The sequence below is a fragment of the Streptomyces sp. NPDC017095 genome (genome assembly GCF_044332325.1).
GTDB lineage: Bacteria > Actinomycetota > Actinomycetes > Streptomycetales > Streptomycetaceae > Streptomyces.
The window spans coordinates 194,605-211,481 of the sequence record NZ_JBIROU010000007.1 but is presented as its reverse complement, the minus strand read 5'-3'; the positions used below and the strand labels follow the sequence as shown (position 1 = coordinate 211,481).

The following is a 16,877-nucleotide window of genomic DNA, read 5'->3' as shown; positions in this document are numbered from 1 at the left end:
CGGACCGCTCCGGGCACCAGGATGCCCCCACCCGATCGATCGATCATCGATACTTCGCGGTAACGTGCACGATCGGAGCAGGCGCCGAACCCGGAAGTCCTGCCAGCGTGCCGGAAGACCAGCGAAGGGGACGATGTGACGGACTTCCCATCGGGAGACATTGCGCGCGTCGGAGTCGTGGGCTGCGGCCAGATGGGCGCGGGCATCGCCGAGGTGTGCGCCCGCGCGGGGCTGGACGTGAAGGTCGCCGAGACCACCGGCGAGGCCCTGGAGATCGGCCGTACCCGGCTGTACAACTCCCTGGCCAAGGCCGCCGAGCGCGGCAAGATCACCGAGGCCGAGCGGGACGCCACCCGGGCGCGGCTGGGCTTCACCACCGATCTCGGCGAGTTCGCCGACCGGGACCTGGTGATCGAGGCCGTCGTCGAGAACGAGCAGGTGAAGACCGAGATCTTCCAGGTGCTGGACCAGGTGGTGACCCGGCCCGACGCGATCTTGGCCTCCAACACCTCCTCGATCCCGCTGGTGAAGCTGGCCGTCGCCACCTCCCGCCCGGACCATGTGGTCGGCATCCACTTCTTCAACCCGGCCCCGGTGCAGAAGCTGGTCGAGCTGATCCCGGCGCTCACCACCTCGGAGGGCACGCTCAGCCGGGCGCAGCTCTTCGCCGAGAAGGTGCTCGGCAAGCACGCCATCCGGGCCCAGGACCGCTCCGGGTTCGTGGTGAACGCGCTGCTGGTGCCGTATCTGCTGTCCGCGATCCGGATGTTCGAGACGGGCATCGCGAGCCGCGAGGACATCGACAACGGCATGGAGATGGGCTGCGCCCACCCGATGGGCCCGCTGCGGCTGTCCGACCTCATCGGCCTGGACACCATCGTCTCCATCGCCAACTCGATGTACGCCGAGTACAAGGAGCCGCTGTACGCCGCTCCCCCGCTGCTCCAGCGGATGGTGGAGGCGGGCCGGCTCGGCCGGAAGACCGGGTCGGGTTTCTACACCTACGCCTGATTACGAAGAGCGATGCCCGAGGGGCCCGGCACCGGTGGACGGTGCCGGACCCCTCGGTTTCACACTCCGTGTGCGCGCCGGGCACGCACCTGCCCCTCACACACGCTCCCCATGCGCCCACCAGGCGAGTTGACTCATGATGCGCATGCAACGGATGCGGAACCATCCATTTCGACTACCGAGAGGAGCGGACCCGTGACCGTCGAACCGGAGCATCCCGTGGTCCATGGAGAACTCGCAGAGTTACGGCGCCGCCTCGATGTGGCCTACGCCCGCGTCGAGGGCGGGCTGGCGCTGCTGCGCCACCGCACCGAGGAGACCGCCAAGGAACTGGACGAGCTGGATTCCCGGTTGGCCTCGCTGGAACACGCGCGCTGGCCACTGCCCTCGCTCGCCGCGCTGACCGCGCTCGGCGCGCTCGTGGTGACGGTCTGGCAGGCGCTGACGGCCCGCTAGCCGGCGGGACCGTCACCCCTCGGCGAGCCTGAGGTGGTGCAGCAGGAGTAACGCGGCCGCCATGTTGGCGGCCGGGACCTCCCCACGGGCGACCAGGTCCGGGACGAGTTTGAGGGAGACCCATTCCCGCCGGTCCGACTCGAAGTCGTCCACGGGGTGTCCGACGTACTCGCCCCGGTCGGACCAGTAGATGTGGTGCCGGGCGTCGGTGAGGCCGTTGGACGGCTCCACGGTCATGAGGTGGTGCAGGGGGCCCGGCCGCCAGCCGGTCTCCTCCTCCAGTTCCCGGGCCGCCGCGCCGGCGAGGTCCTCGCCGTCCTCGACGACGCCCGCGGCCAGCTCCCAGCCCCAGCTGTCGGTGATGAAGCGGTGCCGCCACAGCAGGAGCACCTCGTTCGCCTCGTTGACGACCGTGGCCACGGCCACGGGCCGCAGCCGGATGACGAAGTGGTCGAGGTGCCGGCCGTCCGGCAGTTCGACATCTGCCAGATTGACGCTGAACCAGCGGTTTCCATACACGGTTTGTTCGTTCTTTTTCGTCCACTGCACGGTTCTGCCACCTTCCGCCGAGTAGGTGGCAATATCGCAGCAGAAGACGGCGCCCCCACAGTGGGCCTAGAGCGGCACGCGCAGCGCCCCGTCGATGAGTTCGGCGGCCTCCGCGGTGCCGGCCGAACCGCAGCGCGCCAGGTGTTCGCGCACCGTGCGGAGCCGGTCGCGCAGCCGCCGGGACTCCATGCCCCGGGCCTGCTCCGCCATCCGCACGGCGGTGACCACGGCCTGGTCGGCGTCGCCCTGGCGCAGTTCGATGGTGCTGAGCATGGCCAGCCGGTGCACCCGTCCGCGGTCGTGGGACGGGGTGCCGACGGCCGCCGTGGCGTGCTCCCGGGCCGCGCCGAGATCGCCGAGGCTCAGCAGCGCCTCGGCCACCTGCACATTGACCAGGCCGGGCTGGACGTACCCGGTCTCGTCGGGCTCGTGACCCCGCCGGATCCGCTCGGCCGCCGTCTCCGCGCGCCGTATGCAGGACAGTGCGCCGGCGCTGTCGCCGAGATGGGCGTACGCCTTGGCCTGCATCGCGTACAGGTCGGAGGCGAGCGCCGGGGTGAGGTGCCGGCCGGCGGCGCGCAGCGCGGCCTCGGCGAAGGCGACGGCCTGCCGGTACTCCCGCATGAACAGCGACTGGTTGACCAGCAGGGCGATCACATAGGCCCCGAGTCCCCGGTCCCCGCTCGCCTTGGCCAGCCGCAGCGCCTGGTGGAAGTAGCGCTGGGCCAGTCCGTGGGCGTCGGAGTCGTACGCGCAGATGCCGGCGACCGCCACCAGTCCGCCGGTGGCCCGGTGCAGTTGGCGGCCGGTGGCGTCCGGGTAGCTGCCGCGCAGCAGCGGCGCGGCCTCCGCGTTGAGGAACCCGACGATCCGGGACCGGGTCGCGATCCCGCCGGCCTTGCGGTACATCTGCTCGTAGTGCGTCCGGGCGGCGCGCAGCATCTCGATGTCGGCCGCCGTCACCCGGAGCCGGCCGCCCCGGGACACGTCGGTGTCCTCGGGCGGGTTCTCCCACTCCCACACCGGCATCACGGCCGGGGTCCCGGTGACCGCCGGGGCGCCCAGCACGTGCGGGCGCTGCTGTTCGTCGGACCGCCACAGGGCGGTGGCCCGCTCCACGAACCCGCCCAGCGAACCGGCGTGCGCGGTGCCCGGCTGACCGGGCACGCCGAGCCCGATGTCGTCGAGCGTGACGGGCCGCCGGAGCCGGGCGGCCAGCACCTCGCAGATCAGGTCGGGCACCTGGCCGCGCGGCCGCTGCCCCTTCAGCCAGCGTGCCACGGCGGTGTGTTCGTACCGCAACGCGAGACCGCGGGCCCGTCCCGCCTGGTTGACGTGGGCGGCGAGACCGGCGTGCGAGATCCCCGCCTCGTCCAGGATGGCGTCGAGCAGAGTGTTGGGCTGCATGGGATGCCCCCCGAGTGACCTGGTCCGGTCAGCGTAGTGGGTGGGCGTTCACACGGGGTGTGAAGACGGGTGCGGTTACGGGTGGGTACAGGTCGGCCGGGCCGGCTCCCGCGTCCCGGGCAGCGGTGTCCTCCCGCGGTCGTTGCGCAGGACCAGGAGGGCGACGTCGTCCGCCGGGGTGCCGGCGGTGTGGTGCAGCAGGGCCCGGAAGACCGTGCGCAGGACCGTCTGGGGCGACACCTGGTGCTCGCGCACGGCGGCGCGCAGCACGGCGGACAGGGGGAAGAACCGGCCCCGGGCGTCCCGGGCGTCCTCCGCGCCGTCCGTGAAGAGGACCAACAACTCGCCGGGGAGGAGCCGGCCGCACGGGCGGGCCGTCAGGTCGGCCGGGAGCGGGAAGGGGCCCAGCGGCGGCAGCGGATCGGCCTGGGCCAGCGGGTCGACCGCCGTACCGCTGAGCAGGTACGGCCAGGGGTGGCCGCAGTTGAGCGCGCGCACCTCGCCGTCCCGGTCGATCTCCAGCAGCAGGACGGTGACGAACTCCTCGGCGACCGGGTGCTCCGGGTCCGCCGCGGCGCTCGCGGGGTGCTCGGCGCGGGCGCGTTCGCGCAGGTGGCGGGCGAGGGCGCGGTCGAGCCGGTGGAGCACCCGGCCCAGTTCGGCCTCGTCGTGGGCGGCCTCGCGGAAGCTGCCGAGGAGGGCGGCGACGGTGCCGAGGGCGGCCAGACCGTGCCCGCGCACGTCGCCCATCACCACCCGGATCCCGTGCTCGGTGGCGACCGCCTCGTACAGATCGCCGCCGACGCTCGCGCCCCGGTCGGCGGAGAGCTGGGCGGCGGCGACGCCGATCCCGTCCAGCCGGGGCGGCGGCGGACGCAGGACGACGTTCTGGGCGGCGCGGGCCGCCCGCCGGGCGAGCCGCAGCTCCCGCAGCAGGCCGCGGCGGACGTGCACCAGGAGACCCGTGCCGACGGCGAAGAACACGGCGCTGGTGACGAGGCGCGCGCCGATCCCGTTCTGCTGGGCGAGCGGACAGCCGAACCTGTAGCCGACCGCCGCGGCTCCCCAGACCGTGGGCAGGACGACTGCGCGCCCGGTGGGCGCCCGTGCCTTGATGCGGATCATGCCTCTGCGCCCCCGTGTGGGCCCTGACAAGCAGACGGACCGACCCCGAAGGGCCGGTCCGATTCTGTCGGCGGCACGACCCGGGCGGGCGGGATCATCCCGCTTCCCACTCGAACGAGTGAGTCCGCCGCCGTCGGTCCGCTGTGCCGCGCACCCGGGGGGCGCGCACGACCCCGACGGGTTATCCGCGCAGCACCGCGCCGGTCCGCTCGCCCGCCAGGGCGACCGCCGCGTCCCGCGCGGCCGAGGCCTCGTCCACGGTCAGCGTCCGGTCGGCCGCGCGGAAGCGCAGCGCGTACGCCAGCGACTTCTTCCCGTCGCCCAGCTGCTCGGCGTTCTCGTACACGTCGAACAGCCGGATGGCCTCCAGCAGTTCACCCGCGCCCTCGCGCAGCGCCGCCTCGACCTCCGCGGCCGGCACCGGCTGGTCGACGACGAGGGCGACGTCCTGCGTGGCGACCGGGAAGGTGGAGATGGCGGGAGCCTGCGGCACACCGCCACCGGCCGCCTCCAGGGCGTCCAGGTCGAGTTCCATCGCGCAGGTGCGCTCCGGCAGCCCCAGGCTCTTCACCACCCGCGGGTGCAGTTCGCCCGCGTGGCCCACGACCCGCTCCGTGCCGTCGGCGGTGATCACCAGCTCGGCGCAGCGGCCGGGGTGCCAGGGACCGTACTGGCCCTTGCGCACGCCCAGTTCCGCACCGGCCTCGCGGGCGACGGTGCGCGCCGCCTCGACGGCGTCGGCCCAGTCCGCGGGACGGCCCTTGCCCCACCAGCCGGCCTGCTCGCGGGCGCCGGCCAGGACGACGGCCACGTGCCGCGGCTGCGCGGGCAGCGCGGCGTCCAGCGCGGCGATCTCCTCGTCGGTGGGACGCCGGTCGACGGACAGGTGCGCGACGGCCGACCGCTCCTCGCGCGGGTGGAAGACGAGCCCGGTCTCGAACAGCGCGAGGTCGTGCGAGCCCCGGCCGGCGTTGCGCCGCAGCGCGCCGAGCAGCCCGGGCAGCAGCGTGGTGCGCAGCGCCGGCTCCTCGTCGCTGAGCGGGTTGACCAGCCGGACGGCCCGGCGGGCCGGGTCGTCGGCCGCCAGGCCGAGCTGGTCGAAGACCTGCTCGCCGACGAACGGGTAGGTGGGCGCCTCGACGTACCCGGCGCCGGCCAGCGCGCGGCCGGTCCGGCGGTGCAGCCGCTGGCGGTGGGTCAGGCCGCGGCCCGAGGGGGGCTTGGGCAGCGTGGAGGGCAGGTTCTCGTACCCCTCCAGCCGGATGACCTCCTCGGCCAGGTCGTTCGGGTCGGTCAGGTCGGGCCGCCAGGACGGGGCGGTGACGATCAGCTCGTCCTGCCCGTAGACGTCGCAGCCGACCTCCTGGAGGCGGCGCACGACCGTCTCACGGCCGTAGTCGACGCCGGCGACCCGGTCCGGGTGGTCGGCCGGGAGGGTGATGGTGTGCGGCGCGGAGGGCGCGATGACCTCGGTGACGCCGGCCTCGGCCGTGCCGCCCGCGAGCAGGACGAGCAGGTCGACGGTGCGCTGCGCGGCGGCCGCGGCGGCCTGCGGGTCGACACCGCGCTCGAAGCGGCGGGACGCCTCGGACAGCAGCTTGTGCCGGCGGGCCGTGCGGGCGATGGAGACGGCGTCGAAGTGGGCGGCCTCGATGACGACGTCCGTGGTGGCGTTCTCGGCGTCCTCGTGGTCGGCGATCTCCGTGTCGGCGCCGCCCATCACGCCGGCGAGACCGATCGGGCCGCGCTCGTCGGTGATGACCAGGTCCTCGGCGTGCAGCGTGCGCTCGACCCCGTCGAGGGTGACCAGCTTCTCGCCCTCCTCGGCCCGGCGGACGCCGATGGTGCCCTGGACCAGCCTGCGGTCGTAGGCGTGCAGCGGCTGGCCCAGCTCCATCATCACGTAGTTCGTGACGTCGACGGCGAGCGAGATCGGGCGCATGCCGACCTTCTGCAGCCGGCGCTGGAGCCAGAGCGGGGAGCGGGCCTCGGGGCGCAGCCCGGAGACCGTGCGGGCGGTGAAGCGGTCGCAGCCGAACGGCTCGGAGACCTTGACCGGGTAGCCGAAGGCGTTCGGGGCCGGTACGTCGATCAGGGCGGGGTCGCTCAGCGGCAGGCCGTAGGCGATGGCGGTCTCGCGGGCGACGCCGCGCAGGGACAGGCAGTCGCCGCGGTTGGCGGTGACGGCGATGTCCAGGACCTCGTCGACCAGCTCCAGCAGCTCGATGGCGTCCTTGCCGACCTCGGTCTCCGGCGGCAGCACGATGATGCCGTGCGTGCCGTCGTCGCCCATGCCCAGCTCGTCGCTGGAGCAGATCATGCCGTGCGAGACCTTGCCGTAGGTCTTGCGGGCGGCGATGGAGAACCCGCCGGGGAGCGTGGCGCCCGGCAGGACCACGACGACCTTGTCGCCGACCGCGAAGTTGCGGGCGCCGCAGACGATCTCCTGCGGCTCACCGGTGCCGTTGGCCTGGCCGACGTCGACCGTGCAGAAGCGGATCGGCTTCTTGAAGCCCTCCAGCTCCTCGATGGTCAGCACCTGGCCGACGACCAGCGGGCCCTTGAGGTCGGCGCCGAGCTGCTCGACGGTCTCGACCTCCAGGCCGGCCGAGATGAGCTTGGCCTGGACGTCCCGGCCGGTCTCCGTCGCCGGCAGGTCGACGTACTCCCGCAGCCAAGAAAGCGGGACCCGCATCAGATCTCCATCCCGAACGGCCGGGTGAACCGGACGTCACCCTCGACCATGTCTCGCATGTCCTCGACGTTGTGGCGGAACATCAGCATCCGCTCGATGCCGAACCCGAAGGCGAAGCCGCTGTACCTCTCCGGGTCGACGCCGCAGGCAGTGAGCACCCGCGGGTTGACCATGCCGCAGCCGCCCAGCTCGATCCAGCCCTCGGACGAGCAGGTGCGGCAGGGCCGGTCGGGGTTGCCGACGGACTCGCCCTTGCAGACGTAGCAGAGCATGTCCATCTCGGCGCTCGGCTCGGTGAAGGGGAAGAAGTTCGGCCGCAGCCGGGTCTTCATGCCCTCGCCGAACAGCGACTGGACCATGTGGTCCAGGGTGCCCTTGAGGTCGGCCATGGTCAGGCCCTCGTCGACGGCGAGGAGCTCCACCTGGTGGAAGACCGGGGTGTGGGTGGCGTCCAGCTCGTCCGTGCGGTAGACCCGGCCCGGACAGATCACGTAGACCGGCAGCTCGCGGTCGAGCAGGGAGCGGATCTGGACGGGCGAGGTGTGGGTGCGCAGCACCACGCCGGAGTCGGTACCGCCGTCCGGGCCCGCCACGAAGAACGTGTCGGCCTCGCCGCGGGCCGGATGGTCCGGGCCGATGTTGAGCGCGTCGAAGTTGAACCACTCGGCCTCGACCTGCGGGCCCTCGGCGACCTCGTAGCCCATGGCCACGAAGATGTCCTCGATGCGCTCGGAGAGCGTGGTGAGGGGGTGCCGGGCGCCGGCCGGGACGCGGTCGTAGGGCAGTGTGACGTCCACCGACTCCTCGACCAGCACCCGGGCGTCGCGCTCGGCCTCCAGTTCGCTCTGGCGGGCGGCGAGGCCCTTGCTGACGGCGCCGCGGGCCATGCCGACGCGCTTGCCGGCCTCGGCCTTGGCGTGCGGGGGCAGGGCGCCGATCTCGCGGTTGGCGAGGGCCAGCGGGGAGGCCGGGCCGGTGTGGGCGACCTTCGCCTCGTGGAGCGCGTCGAGGGAGTCCGCGGCGGCGAAGGCGGCGAGCGCCTCGTCCCGCATGCGCTCGATCTCTTCCGGTTTCAACGTCTCGACCTCGACAGGGTCGTACGACTTATTGGGTGCCGACATCTCTTCCCGTGCTTCCGATTGTCTGGCGGATGGTCCCCGTCACCGACTCGACTCGCGAGGGCCGCGTGAAGGACACAAAGGTGCCAGAGGCCGAGTCTAACGGGGTGGGGACGGGCGAATGCGCCCGTGGGCCGCTAAGCGAGATACGCCGGGGCCGCCACGGGCAGGGTAAAGCGGAACTCGGCGCCGCCGACGGGGGCCCGGCCGACCGCGATGGTGCCGCCGTGCGCCTCGACGATGCCCTTGACGATGTACAGCCCGAGTCCGGTACCGCCGCGCTTGCTGCCCCGCCAGAAGCGGGTGAAGACGCGGTTCATGGAAGCCTCCGGGATGCCGGGCCCCTCGTCGCTCACCGTGACCGACGTGCCGGTTTCCTCGCCCTCGCGCGGGGACGCCGAGGGCGTGACGTCAATGGTGACGGTTCCCTCGCCGTGCCGCACGGCATTTTCGATGAGGTTGCTGAGCACCTGGTCGATCTTGTCGGGGTCGGCCCAGAGCGCGGGCAGCGGCTGCTGGATGCGGAGCAGGAACCGGCCGGCGGGCTGTCCGGCGGCGACGTACGCCTGGATGTGCCGGGAGACGGCGGCCCCGATGTCTACGGGCTGGCGGCGCACCTCCAGCCGCCCGGAGTCGATCCGGGAGATGTCCAGCAGCTCGGCGATGAGCCGGGTGACCCGGTCGGCGTCGGCGTCGACGGTCTCCAGCATGAGCCGCTTCTGGTCGTCGGTGAAGCGCTCCCACTTGGCGAGCAGGGTGGCGGTGAAGCCCTTCACGGAGGTGAGCGGGGAGCGCAGCTCGTGGGCGACGGTGGCGATCAGCTCGGCGTGGCTGCGCTCGGTGCGGCGGCGGGCCTCGGTGTCCCGCAGGGAGACGACCACGCGGCGCACCGGGCCGAGCGGCTGGTCGCGCACGTAGCGGGCGGAGACCAGCACCTCCCGGCCGCCCGGCAGCAGCAGGTTGCGCTCGGGCTGGCGGATGCGGGTGGCGAGCCCGCCGTACGGATCGGTGAGCTGCCACCAGCGGCGGCCCTCCAGGTCCTCTAACGGCAGCGCCCGGTGCAGCGGCTGTCCGAGGGCGTCGGCCGGCCGTACCGCGGTGATGCGGGCGGCGGCGGCGTTGAAACAGGTCACGCGGCCGTTTTCATCGGCGACGACGAGACCGTCGGGCAGCATGTCGGCGTCGAGACCCGCCGCCTCGTACCGCCGGGGCGCACCGGCGGGACGCTCGTCCCGGCCTTCCGGCGCGGTGCTCGTGCCGGCCACACTCATCCCCGTAGCCCACCTCTCAGACGGCGCAGGGCCCCGAGCTGGTCACCCTACTAGCTGTGGGTGACGGAGCGGCACCCTCCGGAGGCGCGCTGCGCACGGGCCGACGCGTACAGGCATACGGCGGCGGCGGTGGCGAGGTTCAGGCTCTCGGCCCTGCCGTGGAGGGGGACGCGGACGACGGCGTCGGCGAGGGCGCGGGTCTCCTCGGGCAGTCCCCACGCCTCGTTGCCGAACACCCAGGCGGTGGGTCCGCCCATGGTGCCCTTGTCCAGTTCCTCGTCCAGGTCGCGGTCGCCGGCCCCGTCGGCGGCGAGGACGCGCACCCCGGCCTCCCTCAGACCGGCCACGGCCCGCTCGACGGGTACGCCGACGGCGACGGGCAGGTGGAAGTGGGAGCCGACGGAGGCCCGGACGGCCTTGGGGTTGTACAGGTCGACGGAGGCGTCGGTGAGGATCACGGCCTCGGCGCCGGCGGCGTCGGCGCAGCGCAGCACGGTGCCGGCGTTGCCGGGGTCGCGCACATGGGCGAGGACGGCGACCAGTTTCGGCCGGGCGGCGAGGATGTCCTCGAAGGAGGTGTCCAGGAAGCGGCAGACGCCGACCAGGCCCTGCGGGGTGACGGTGGTGGAGATCTCGGCGATGACCTCTTCGGCGGCGAGGTGCACCCGGGCGCCGGCGTCGCGGGCCTCGCCGATGATGTCGGCGTACCGCTCGGCGGCCTCGACGGTGGCGAACAGCTCGACGAGCGTGGCCTGTCCCCCGGTCCGGTGCCCGGCGGCCTCCCGCACGGCCTGCGGGCCCTCCGCGAGGAACAGCCGGTCCTTGCCCCGGAAGTTCCGCTTGGCGAGCCGCCGGGCGGCGCCGACGCGGGCGGAACGGGGGGAGATCAGCTCGGGGCTGACGGGGGCCATCCTCTTCGTCACTTTCAGGAGAGTCTTCTGGTTGCGGCACCGCGAACGTGCGGCGCGTTCCCGGAGGGGCGCGGGGCGGCGGCGACGCGGGGCGCCGCCGCGTGGGCGTGGCCGGCGGCCCGGCGGACCCGAGGCCGGGTCCGGACGCCGGGTCCCCCAACAACAGGACCCGCAAGCCATACAGCCTGCGGGTCCTGAGGTGAACGTCGGCTCAGAGCCGGCGCTTCGTCACGCGGCCTTCGGGGCGTTGACGTCCGACGGCAGCGCCTTCTGCGCGACCTCGACGAGCGCCGCGAAGGCGTTCGCGTCGTTCACGGCCAGCTCGGCCAGGATCTTGCGGTCGACCTCGACGTTCGCGGCCTTCAGACCCTGGATGAAGCGGTTGTAGGTGATGCCGTTGGCGCGGGCAGCGGCGTTGATGCGCTGGATCCACAGCTGACGGAAGTCGCCCTTGCGCTTCTTGCGGTCGTTGTAGTTGTAGACCAGCGAGTGGGTGACCTGCTCCTTGGCCTTGCGGTACAGGCGCGAGCGCTGACCGCGGTAGCCGGAGGCCTGCTCGAGGATCGCCCGGCGCTTCTTGTGGGCGTTGACTGCCCGCTTGACGCGTGCCACTTGTTAACTCCTTGTAGCGGGGTCGTGGTGGTCTTCACACGACCCGGAAACGGCTGGGTCCCGGTCCTGGCGTACGGCGCTCAGTTCAGGCGAGCGCCGGTACGTCACTTGCCGAGAAGCTTCTTGATCTTCGCGGCGTCGCCCGGGGCCATCTCGGCGTTGCCGGTGAGACGACGCGTGACGCGGGACGACTTGTGCTCAAGCAGGTGGCGCTTGCCGGCGCGCTCGCGGAGCACCTTGCCGGAGCCGGTGATCTTGAAGCGCTTGCTGGCACCGCTGTGCGACTTGTTCTTCGGCATAGCGCCGTTATCTCCTCGTCGGTGGCGCTCCGGTGCCCGGTCGTGAAACCGGGCACGGTGGAGCGTCGCTCTTCTTTCGGTTACATCCTCGGGGACGTACGTCCCCCGGGATCACGCCTCGGCGGAAGCCTCGGCAGGGGCCTCGTCGTGAGCCTCGTCGTGAGCCTCGTCGTGGCCCTCGGCGTTCACAGCGTCCGGGTCCGCGGCGTTCTGCGACTTGCCGGGGTTCGCCTTCGCCTCGGCCTTGCGGGCCTCCTGCGCCTGACGGGCCTCGGCCATCGCCTCGGTCTTCTTCTTGTGCGGACCGAGGACCATGATCATGTTTCGGCCGTCCTGCTTCGGGTTCGACTCCACGAAGCCGAGGTCCTGGACGTCCTCCGCCAGCCGCTGCAGCAGTCGGTAGCCCAGCTCGGGGCGGGACTGCTCACGGCCACGGAACATGATCGTGATCTTGACCTTGTCGCCCTGCTTGAGGAACCGGACGACGTGACCCTTCTTGGTGTCATAGTCGTGCGGGTCGATCTTCGGCCGGAGCTTCATCTCCTTGATGACCGTGTGCGCCTGGTTCTTGCGCGCCTCACGGGCCTTCATGGCCGACTCGTACTTGAACTTCCCGTAGTCCATGAGCTTGCACACGGGCGGACGGGCGTTCGCCGCGACCTCGACCAGGTCCAGGTCGTACTCCTGCGCAAGCTCCAGTGCCTTCGCGAGCGGCACGATGCCGACCTGCTCGCCACTGGGACCGACAAGTCGCACCTCGGGAACGCGAATCCGGTCGTTGATGCGGGGCTCGGCGCTGATGGATCCTCCTCGGTAGCACCACGCGGCGGTCTGGCGGACAGCCGCGTAACGTCTGTGTTCGTTAGACCTGACCGCGCCGAAGCATGAAAAATGCCCCGGACGATCACAGGCGGGACTCCGAGCACTACCGGAGCACCACCGCGATGCCGCGGGGCGCGCTTTCGGACGGCTCCATCGCCCGTACGGAACGATGGCGGTCGTCTGACCGGGTGACCCGCCATCCCGGAGGACGGTCAGGTGGGAGATCGGAGCCTCCACTTGTGGGCCGCACACCTGGGTGTTCGGCCGGTCGTTCTCCCACACTACAGGGTCGGCGCAGAGGCTGCCAAACCGTGCGGACGGCCCGGGGCGGGCGCGGCGGGGTCCGCGGCGGGGCCTATCGTGTGGGGCATGAGTGACACCCCTGCCGAGTCCCCCGACTTCGACGCGATGACCCGGGACATCGCCGAGGTCCCCGCCGTCGAGGTGATCGTGACGGTCGCCGTCAACCTGATGAGCGCCGCCGCCGTGAAGCTGGGGCTGAGCGAGGAGGGCGAGAAGTACAAGGACCTGGACGAGGCCCGCAAGCTGATCACCGCCCTCGCCGGTCTGCTGGACGCGAGCGCGACCGAGGTCAGCTCCTTCCACGCGGCGCCGCTGCGCGACGGCCTGAAGTCGCTCCAGCTCGCGTTCCGCGAGGCGTCGGTCGTCCCGGACGAGCCGGGCCAGGGACCGGGCGAGAAGTACACCGGCCCCATTTACGGCTGACCCCCGCCCCGCCGCTTCCCGTACGAGGCCCTCTTCCCTTACGGACGGGGGCCTCGTTCGTTTACGGAGGGAGGCCCGTTCCTTCACGGACGGGAGCCGCGTTCCTTCACGTACAGGGGCTCGCCCGGAGGTGTGGTCCCGGCCGGCAGCAGTGCCAGGTCGAGGCCGCGCACCAGGCGGGCCCGCAACGTCTCGTCGGCGGCGAGCCGCTCGGCGACCGCGCGGGCGGACTCGGCGGGCGGCGCGGCCGGGTCGAGGACCAGGGCCAGGGTGCCGTCGGCCCGCCCGGGCCCGAGATGGGCGCGCAGGACGGCGGGCTCCGCCGCCACCGCGGCCCGGACGGCCTCCACCACGGCCGGGTCGGCGAGCGGATCGGTGCTGGTGCGGCCCTCGGCGAGGGCGAGCAGCGCCGGTCCGGTCAGCTCGAACGGCACCGGTCCGGCGAGGTCGAGCACGACCGTGTCGGCCTTCTCGTGCGCGGCGGCCTGGAGCGCCTGGTGCAGCGGTACGGCGACCGGGCGGGCCGCGGGGTCCCAGCGGGCCAGGGCGTCGGTGGAGGTGAAGGCGGGCAGCGCGGTGCGGTCACCGGCCTTCAGGGTGGGCACGGCCATGTCGCTGGTCTTCTCGCGGCGCAGCCCCGCCTCGTCCTCCTCCACCTCGCCGAGCACGGCGACCACCGGCACGAGCAGACGGGCGCCCTTGAGCGCCTCCAGGACGGGCCCCAGCGCGCCGCGGTCCTCGGCCCAGGCGGCGAGCGCGGCGCTCAGCCGGGGGTCGGCGGAGCCGTCGTCGTCGGAGAAGCCGGAGTCGGGAATGTTCTTGTTCGCCACGGTCACCGACCCTATCGGGGGCGGACCGCCCGCCCGGTGCGGGGCCGGTCGCCCCGGCGTCCCGGCACCGGGACGCGCCGGGCGGGCCGGCGGGGCCGGGCTCAGCGCGGCTGTCTGCGGCCGCGCCAGAGGATCACCCCGGCCACCAGCAGGACGCCGCCCGCACCGCCGGCGAACGGGGCCGCCCAGCCGGAGGTGCCGCCGGCCGGCCCTGCGGGGTCCGGGCCGGGGCCGAAGTACTTCCCGCCGTACGACGCGGCGCGCAGGCTCTGCGGCCTGAGGCGGGCGGCCGCCGTGAGGGCCGCCGCCGGGTCGATCATGCCGAAGCCCCGGGAGTCGTCCCGGCCGCCGACCGGGGCGTCCCGCGCGGTGTCCTCGAGCAGCTTCTTGATCTGGGCCGGGGCCAGGGCGGGGTAGGCCGACCTGATCAGGGCCGCGGCCCCGGAGACGAACGCGGAGGCGGCGCTCGTGCCCCAGCCCGCGTAGTACTTGTGGTCGGGGTCGGCGATGACGACGTCCACGCCGGGCGCGCTGACGGCGGCGTACCAGCGGCGGGTGGAGAAGGCCGCGCGGGTGCCGTACCTGTCCACGGCGGCGGCGGCGATGACGCCCGGATAGGCGGCCGGGTAGGAGACGTGGTCGCCCTTGTCGCCGCCGTTGCCCGCGGAGGCGACGACGACCACGCCCTTCTCCAGGGCGTACTGCACGGCCTCGTCCTCGCCGGGCTCCGGATGGGCGGAGTTCGAGTCGTCGCCGAGGGAGAGGTTGATGACGTCGGCGCCGTGGTCGGCGGCCCAGCGGATGCCGTCGGCGAGGGCGTTGCCGCGGGTGGTGCGGGCCTTGGCGCGGGCGGGGTCGCCGTCCTCCAGGATCACGCGCACCGGCAGGATCCTCGCCTGCGGGGCCACGCCCTCAACACCGTCGGCGCCGCCGGGTCCGTGGCCGTGCCCGGCGATGATGCCGGCCATGGCGGTGCCGTGCCGGGCCCAGGCGCGGTCGCCGGGTCCGGCACCGAAGCCGATCATGTCCTTGGCGGGCAGCACGTTGCCGGCCAGGTCCGGGTGGCCGGCCTCCACACCGGTGTCCAGGACGGCCACGGTGACGCCCTGCCCCTTGGTGGTGCGCCACGCCTCGTCCAGGTGGAGCGCGGACAGGGCCCACTGCTGGGCGCGGAGTTCGTCGGCGCGGGCGGCGGTGGCCGGCAGCACCGCGAGGGAGCCGGCGAGCAGCAGGCTCACCGCCGCGGACAGGGCGGCGCGGCGGTGGCGGCGCGGCGGTCGGGTCATGCGGGCTTCTCCGTGGCCCGGCCGATGCTCCTGCTCAGCCGGGCCCCTATGCGGTCGGCGAGGCCCATGGCCTCGTGGCCGAGGCCGGCCTGGGCCGGTGCGGTAACGGCGCCGGAGCGGACGGCGTCCGCGGCGGACTGGGGCGCGTCGACGGTGCGGGCGTCGGCCCAGCCGGAGACGGCGTAGGCGACGACGGGGGCGTCGGTGCGGACGGAGAGGGTCCAGGCGGCGCGCTGCCGGTCGCCGAAGCCGGCGGCGGCCGTGCCGGCGGCGGCGTACGGCCGGGGCATCAGGTCGGCGCGGCGGTCCAGGTGTTCGGCGCGGAAGCGGGCGGCGAGCGCGGACATGGCGGCGGGGTCGGCCTTGGTGAAGAGCAGGCCGACGGTGGTGACATGGCTCTGGGTGGCGTCGGTGTAGGTGGCGCGCAGCAGCCGCCGGCAGCCGACCGGGGCGAGGATCCGGCGCAGCAGCGGGTCGAAGCCCTGGGCGCAGCCGCTGTCGGGGGCCACGGCGATCCGGGTCCAGGTGCGGTCGGCGCCGCCGGGGCCGGCGTCCTTGCCCTGGACGGTGGGCGGGAACAGGTCGTCCACGGGCAGGCTGTGCCAGAGCGTGCCGGCGGTGGTGTAGGCGGTCCGCACACCGTCGTCGCCGCCGTCCCCGGTGAGCCAGCTCCCGGTGAGGGCACCGCCGACGAGCCCGAGGCCGAGCACGAGGCAGGCCGCGGCGGCGACGGTGCGCGCTCCCACGTGGAGCCGCCGCGGCGCACCGGAGACGTCCGGTTCCGCGAACGACACGACGGGCCGGGCGGCCGGCGTGCTGCTCCAGGACCGCGCCGGATCGGGCGCGGCGGGCCGCTCGGGGCGGGCGGACCCGGCCGGGCTCCAGGCCCACGCCCGCCCGGGCACCGGTCCGGCCCCGGGGGGAACGGGCCGCAGCCGGGTGGTCGTCTCGGACGGACCCTCGCCGGGCACCTCACGCCGTGGCGACCCGCCCGGACCGCTCCCGGCCGCCGCCCCGAACGCACCCGCGCCGCCACCCGGCGAACCGGACTCGACCCCGGTCACCGCCCCGAACGCGCCGCCAACGGACAGGCCGTCATGGGCACTTGCGCCGGGCGGGGTGTCGGCCGGGGGGGTCCGGCGAGGCGGCTCGGTGCGGGGGCCGGGGTCCGTGGCCGGCCGCGCGGCGGTGTCCCCGGCCGCTGCGGCGACCGTCCGGGCCGGTGCCGCCGGCCGGCCGGGCAGGGTGCCGGGGCGCCCGCCGGTGCCCGCGCTCGGCGGGGCGTCGGGGAACCGGGCCGAGGCGGGCGGCGGTGGCGGGCTCACGGGTGCGGTGGCCTCGGGTACGGCCGAGGAGCGCGGGCTGTGGAGACGGGCGGCGCGCGGGGTGAAGACCGACGGCTCGTCGTCGAGGTCGGCGGCCGGGTGCGGGACCGTGCCGTGCGCCGGTTCGCCGGTGCCGGCGGGTGCGGGGGGCGGAGCCGGGGGGCGGGGCGGAACCGGGACGTGCCGCGCTTCCGTGCTCATGCACCCCCCGTTTCCTCGTGCCCGGGCCGTCTCCTCGTACGCGGGCCGTCCTGCCGTCCGGCGGCGCCCGGTGCGGATGCTCGTCCGGGCACGCATACCCGTACGGCCGGACGGGCATCCCGGTTCACCTCTCCCACCGGGTGCGGTCCGCCGCACGTGCGCGTCACTCTACGGCTTGCCGGGCACCGGAACGGAACCGGTCCACGGGGCCGGGGCATCTGCCCGGAACGTCC

At 73.8% G+C, this 16,877-nt stretch carries 16 protein-coding genes; 3 read left to right on the top strand and 13 right to left on the bottom strand.

The window, feature by feature from the left end:
• The first annotated feature begins 135 nt into the window (after positions 1 to 135).
• Together ACH4OA_RS16220 and ACH4OA_RS16215 are read left to right on the top strand one after the other, a co-directional pair.
• On the top strand, positions 136 to 1,011 hold the full coding sequence (locus tag ACH4OA_RS16220; RefSeq protein ID WP_365877262.1) for a 3-hydroxybutyryl-CoA dehydrogenase: 876 nt from the start codon (positions 136 to 138) through the stop codon (positions 1,009 to 1,011).
• Between the two features lie 195 nt (positions 1,012 to 1,206).
• A complete protein-coding gene (locus ACH4OA_RS16215) occupies positions 1,207 to 1,467 on the top strand; it encodes a hypothetical protein (RefSeq protein ID WP_365872545.1) in 261 nt (86 codons plus the stop codon).
• Between the two features lie 12 nt (positions 1,468 to 1,479).
• On the opposite strand, the gene ACH4OA_RS16210 is transcribed toward ACH4OA_RS16215, so the two are convergent.
• The 10 genes from ACH4OA_RS16210 to infC form a co-directional block, all read right to left on the bottom strand.
• Positions 1,480 to 2,016 (bottom strand): NUDIX hydrolase, encoded by a 537-nt coding sequence (locus tag ACH4OA_RS16210; protein WP_397936986.1) that lies wholly within the window; start codon positions 2,014 to 2,016, stop codon positions 1,480 to 1,482.
• Positions 2,017 to 2,082: 66 nt separating this feature from the next.
• Entirely contained in the window at positions 2,083 to 3,423 is a 1,341-nt protein-coding gene (locus ACH4OA_RS16205) for a transcriptional regulator (protein ID WP_397936987.1), read from the bottom strand.
• 75 nt (positions 3,424 to 3,498) lie between these two features.
• Positions 3,499 to 4,548 (bottom strand): PP2C family protein-serine/threonine phosphatase, encoded by a 1,050-nt coding sequence (locus ACH4OA_RS16200; protein WP_397946578.1) that lies wholly within the window; start codon positions 4,546 to 4,548, stop codon positions 3,499 to 3,501.
• A gap of 181 nt (positions 4,549 to 4,729) precedes the next feature.
• Positions 4,730 to 7,243, bottom strand: coding sequence for a phenylalanine--tRNA ligase subunit beta (gene pheT / locus ACH4OA_RS16195; protein WP_397946579.1), 2,514 nt, complete (start codon positions 7,241 to 7,243; stop codon positions 4,730 to 4,732).
• Positions 7,243 to 8,364 (bottom strand): phenylalanine--tRNA ligase subunit alpha, encoded by a 1,122-nt coding sequence (pheS, locus tag ACH4OA_RS16190; protein WP_397936991.1) that lies wholly within the window; start codon positions 8,362 to 8,364, stop codon positions 7,243 to 7,245. Before pheS ends, pheT begins: the two co-directional genes overlap by 1 nt.
• A gap of 134 nt (positions 8,365 to 8,498) precedes the next feature.
• Positions 8,499 to 9,632: an ATP-binding protein gene (locus ACH4OA_RS16185; RefSeq protein WP_397936993.1), complete on the bottom strand. Its 1,134-nt coding sequence runs from the start codon at positions 9,630 to 9,632 to the stop codon at positions 8,499 to 8,501.
• Positions 9,633 to 9,682: 50 nt separating this feature from the next.
• Complete coding sequence (locus tag ACH4OA_RS16180) at positions 9,683 to 10,543, bottom strand: TrmH family RNA methyltransferase (RefSeq protein ID WP_397937194.1); 861 nt, start codon at positions 10,541 to 10,543, stop codon at positions 9,683 to 9,685.
• A 228-nt stretch (positions 10,544 to 10,771) separates the two neighbouring features.
• Complete coding sequence (rplT, locus tag ACH4OA_RS16175) at positions 10,772 to 11,155, bottom strand: 50S ribosomal protein L20 (RefSeq protein WP_006141703.1); 384 nt, start codon at positions 11,153 to 11,155, stop codon at positions 10,772 to 10,774.
• Between the two features lie 104 nt (positions 11,156 to 11,259).
• Positions 11,260 to 11,454, bottom strand: a complete 195-nt coding sequence (gene rpmI / locus ACH4OA_RS16170) for a 50S ribosomal protein L35 (protein WP_003977225.1) — start codon at positions 11,452 to 11,454, stop codon at positions 11,260 to 11,262.
• A 111-nt stretch (positions 11,455 to 11,565) separates the two neighbouring features.
• Positions 11,566 to 12,255: a translation initiation factor IF-3 gene (gene infC / locus ACH4OA_RS16165; RefSeq protein ID WP_397937195.1), complete on the bottom strand. Its 690-nt coding sequence runs from the start codon at positions 12,253 to 12,255 to the stop codon at positions 11,566 to 11,568.
• Between the two features lie 390 nt (positions 12,256 to 12,645).
• On the opposite strand from infC, the gene ACH4OA_RS16160 reads away from it, so the two are divergent.
• Entirely contained in the window at positions 12,646 to 13,002 is a 357-nt protein-coding gene (locus tag ACH4OA_RS16160) for a DUF1844 domain-containing protein (protein WP_365872559.1), read from the top strand.
• Between the two features lie 83 nt (positions 13,003 to 13,085).
• Here ACH4OA_RS16160 and ACH4OA_RS16155 read toward each other — a convergent pair whose 3' ends face one another.
• The 3 genes from ACH4OA_RS16155 to ACH4OA_RS16145 all read right to left on the bottom strand — a co-directional run bounded on the left by ACH4OA_RS16155 (position 13,086) and on the right by ACH4OA_RS16145 (position 16,644).
• Entirely contained in the window at positions 13,086 to 13,832 is a 747-nt protein-coding gene (locus tag ACH4OA_RS16155) for an SseB family protein (protein ID WP_365872561.1), read from the bottom strand.
• Between the two features lie 101 nt (positions 13,833 to 13,933).
• A complete protein-coding gene (gene mycP, locus ACH4OA_RS16150; protein WP_397969484.1) occupies positions 13,934 to 15,118 on the bottom strand; it encodes a type VII secretion-associated serine protease mycosin in 1,185 nt (394 codons plus the stop codon).
• Positions 15,115 to 16,644 carry a hypothetical protein gene (locus ACH4OA_RS16145; protein WP_397969483.1) on the bottom strand — a complete coding sequence of 510 codons (1,530 nt, stop codon included), beginning with the start codon at positions 16,642 to 16,644 and terminating at the stop codon, positions 15,115 to 15,117. The genes mycP and ACH4OA_RS16145 overlap by 4 nt, the downstream gene beginning before the upstream one ends.
• Between the last annotated feature and the right edge of the window lie 233 nt (positions 16,645 to 16,877).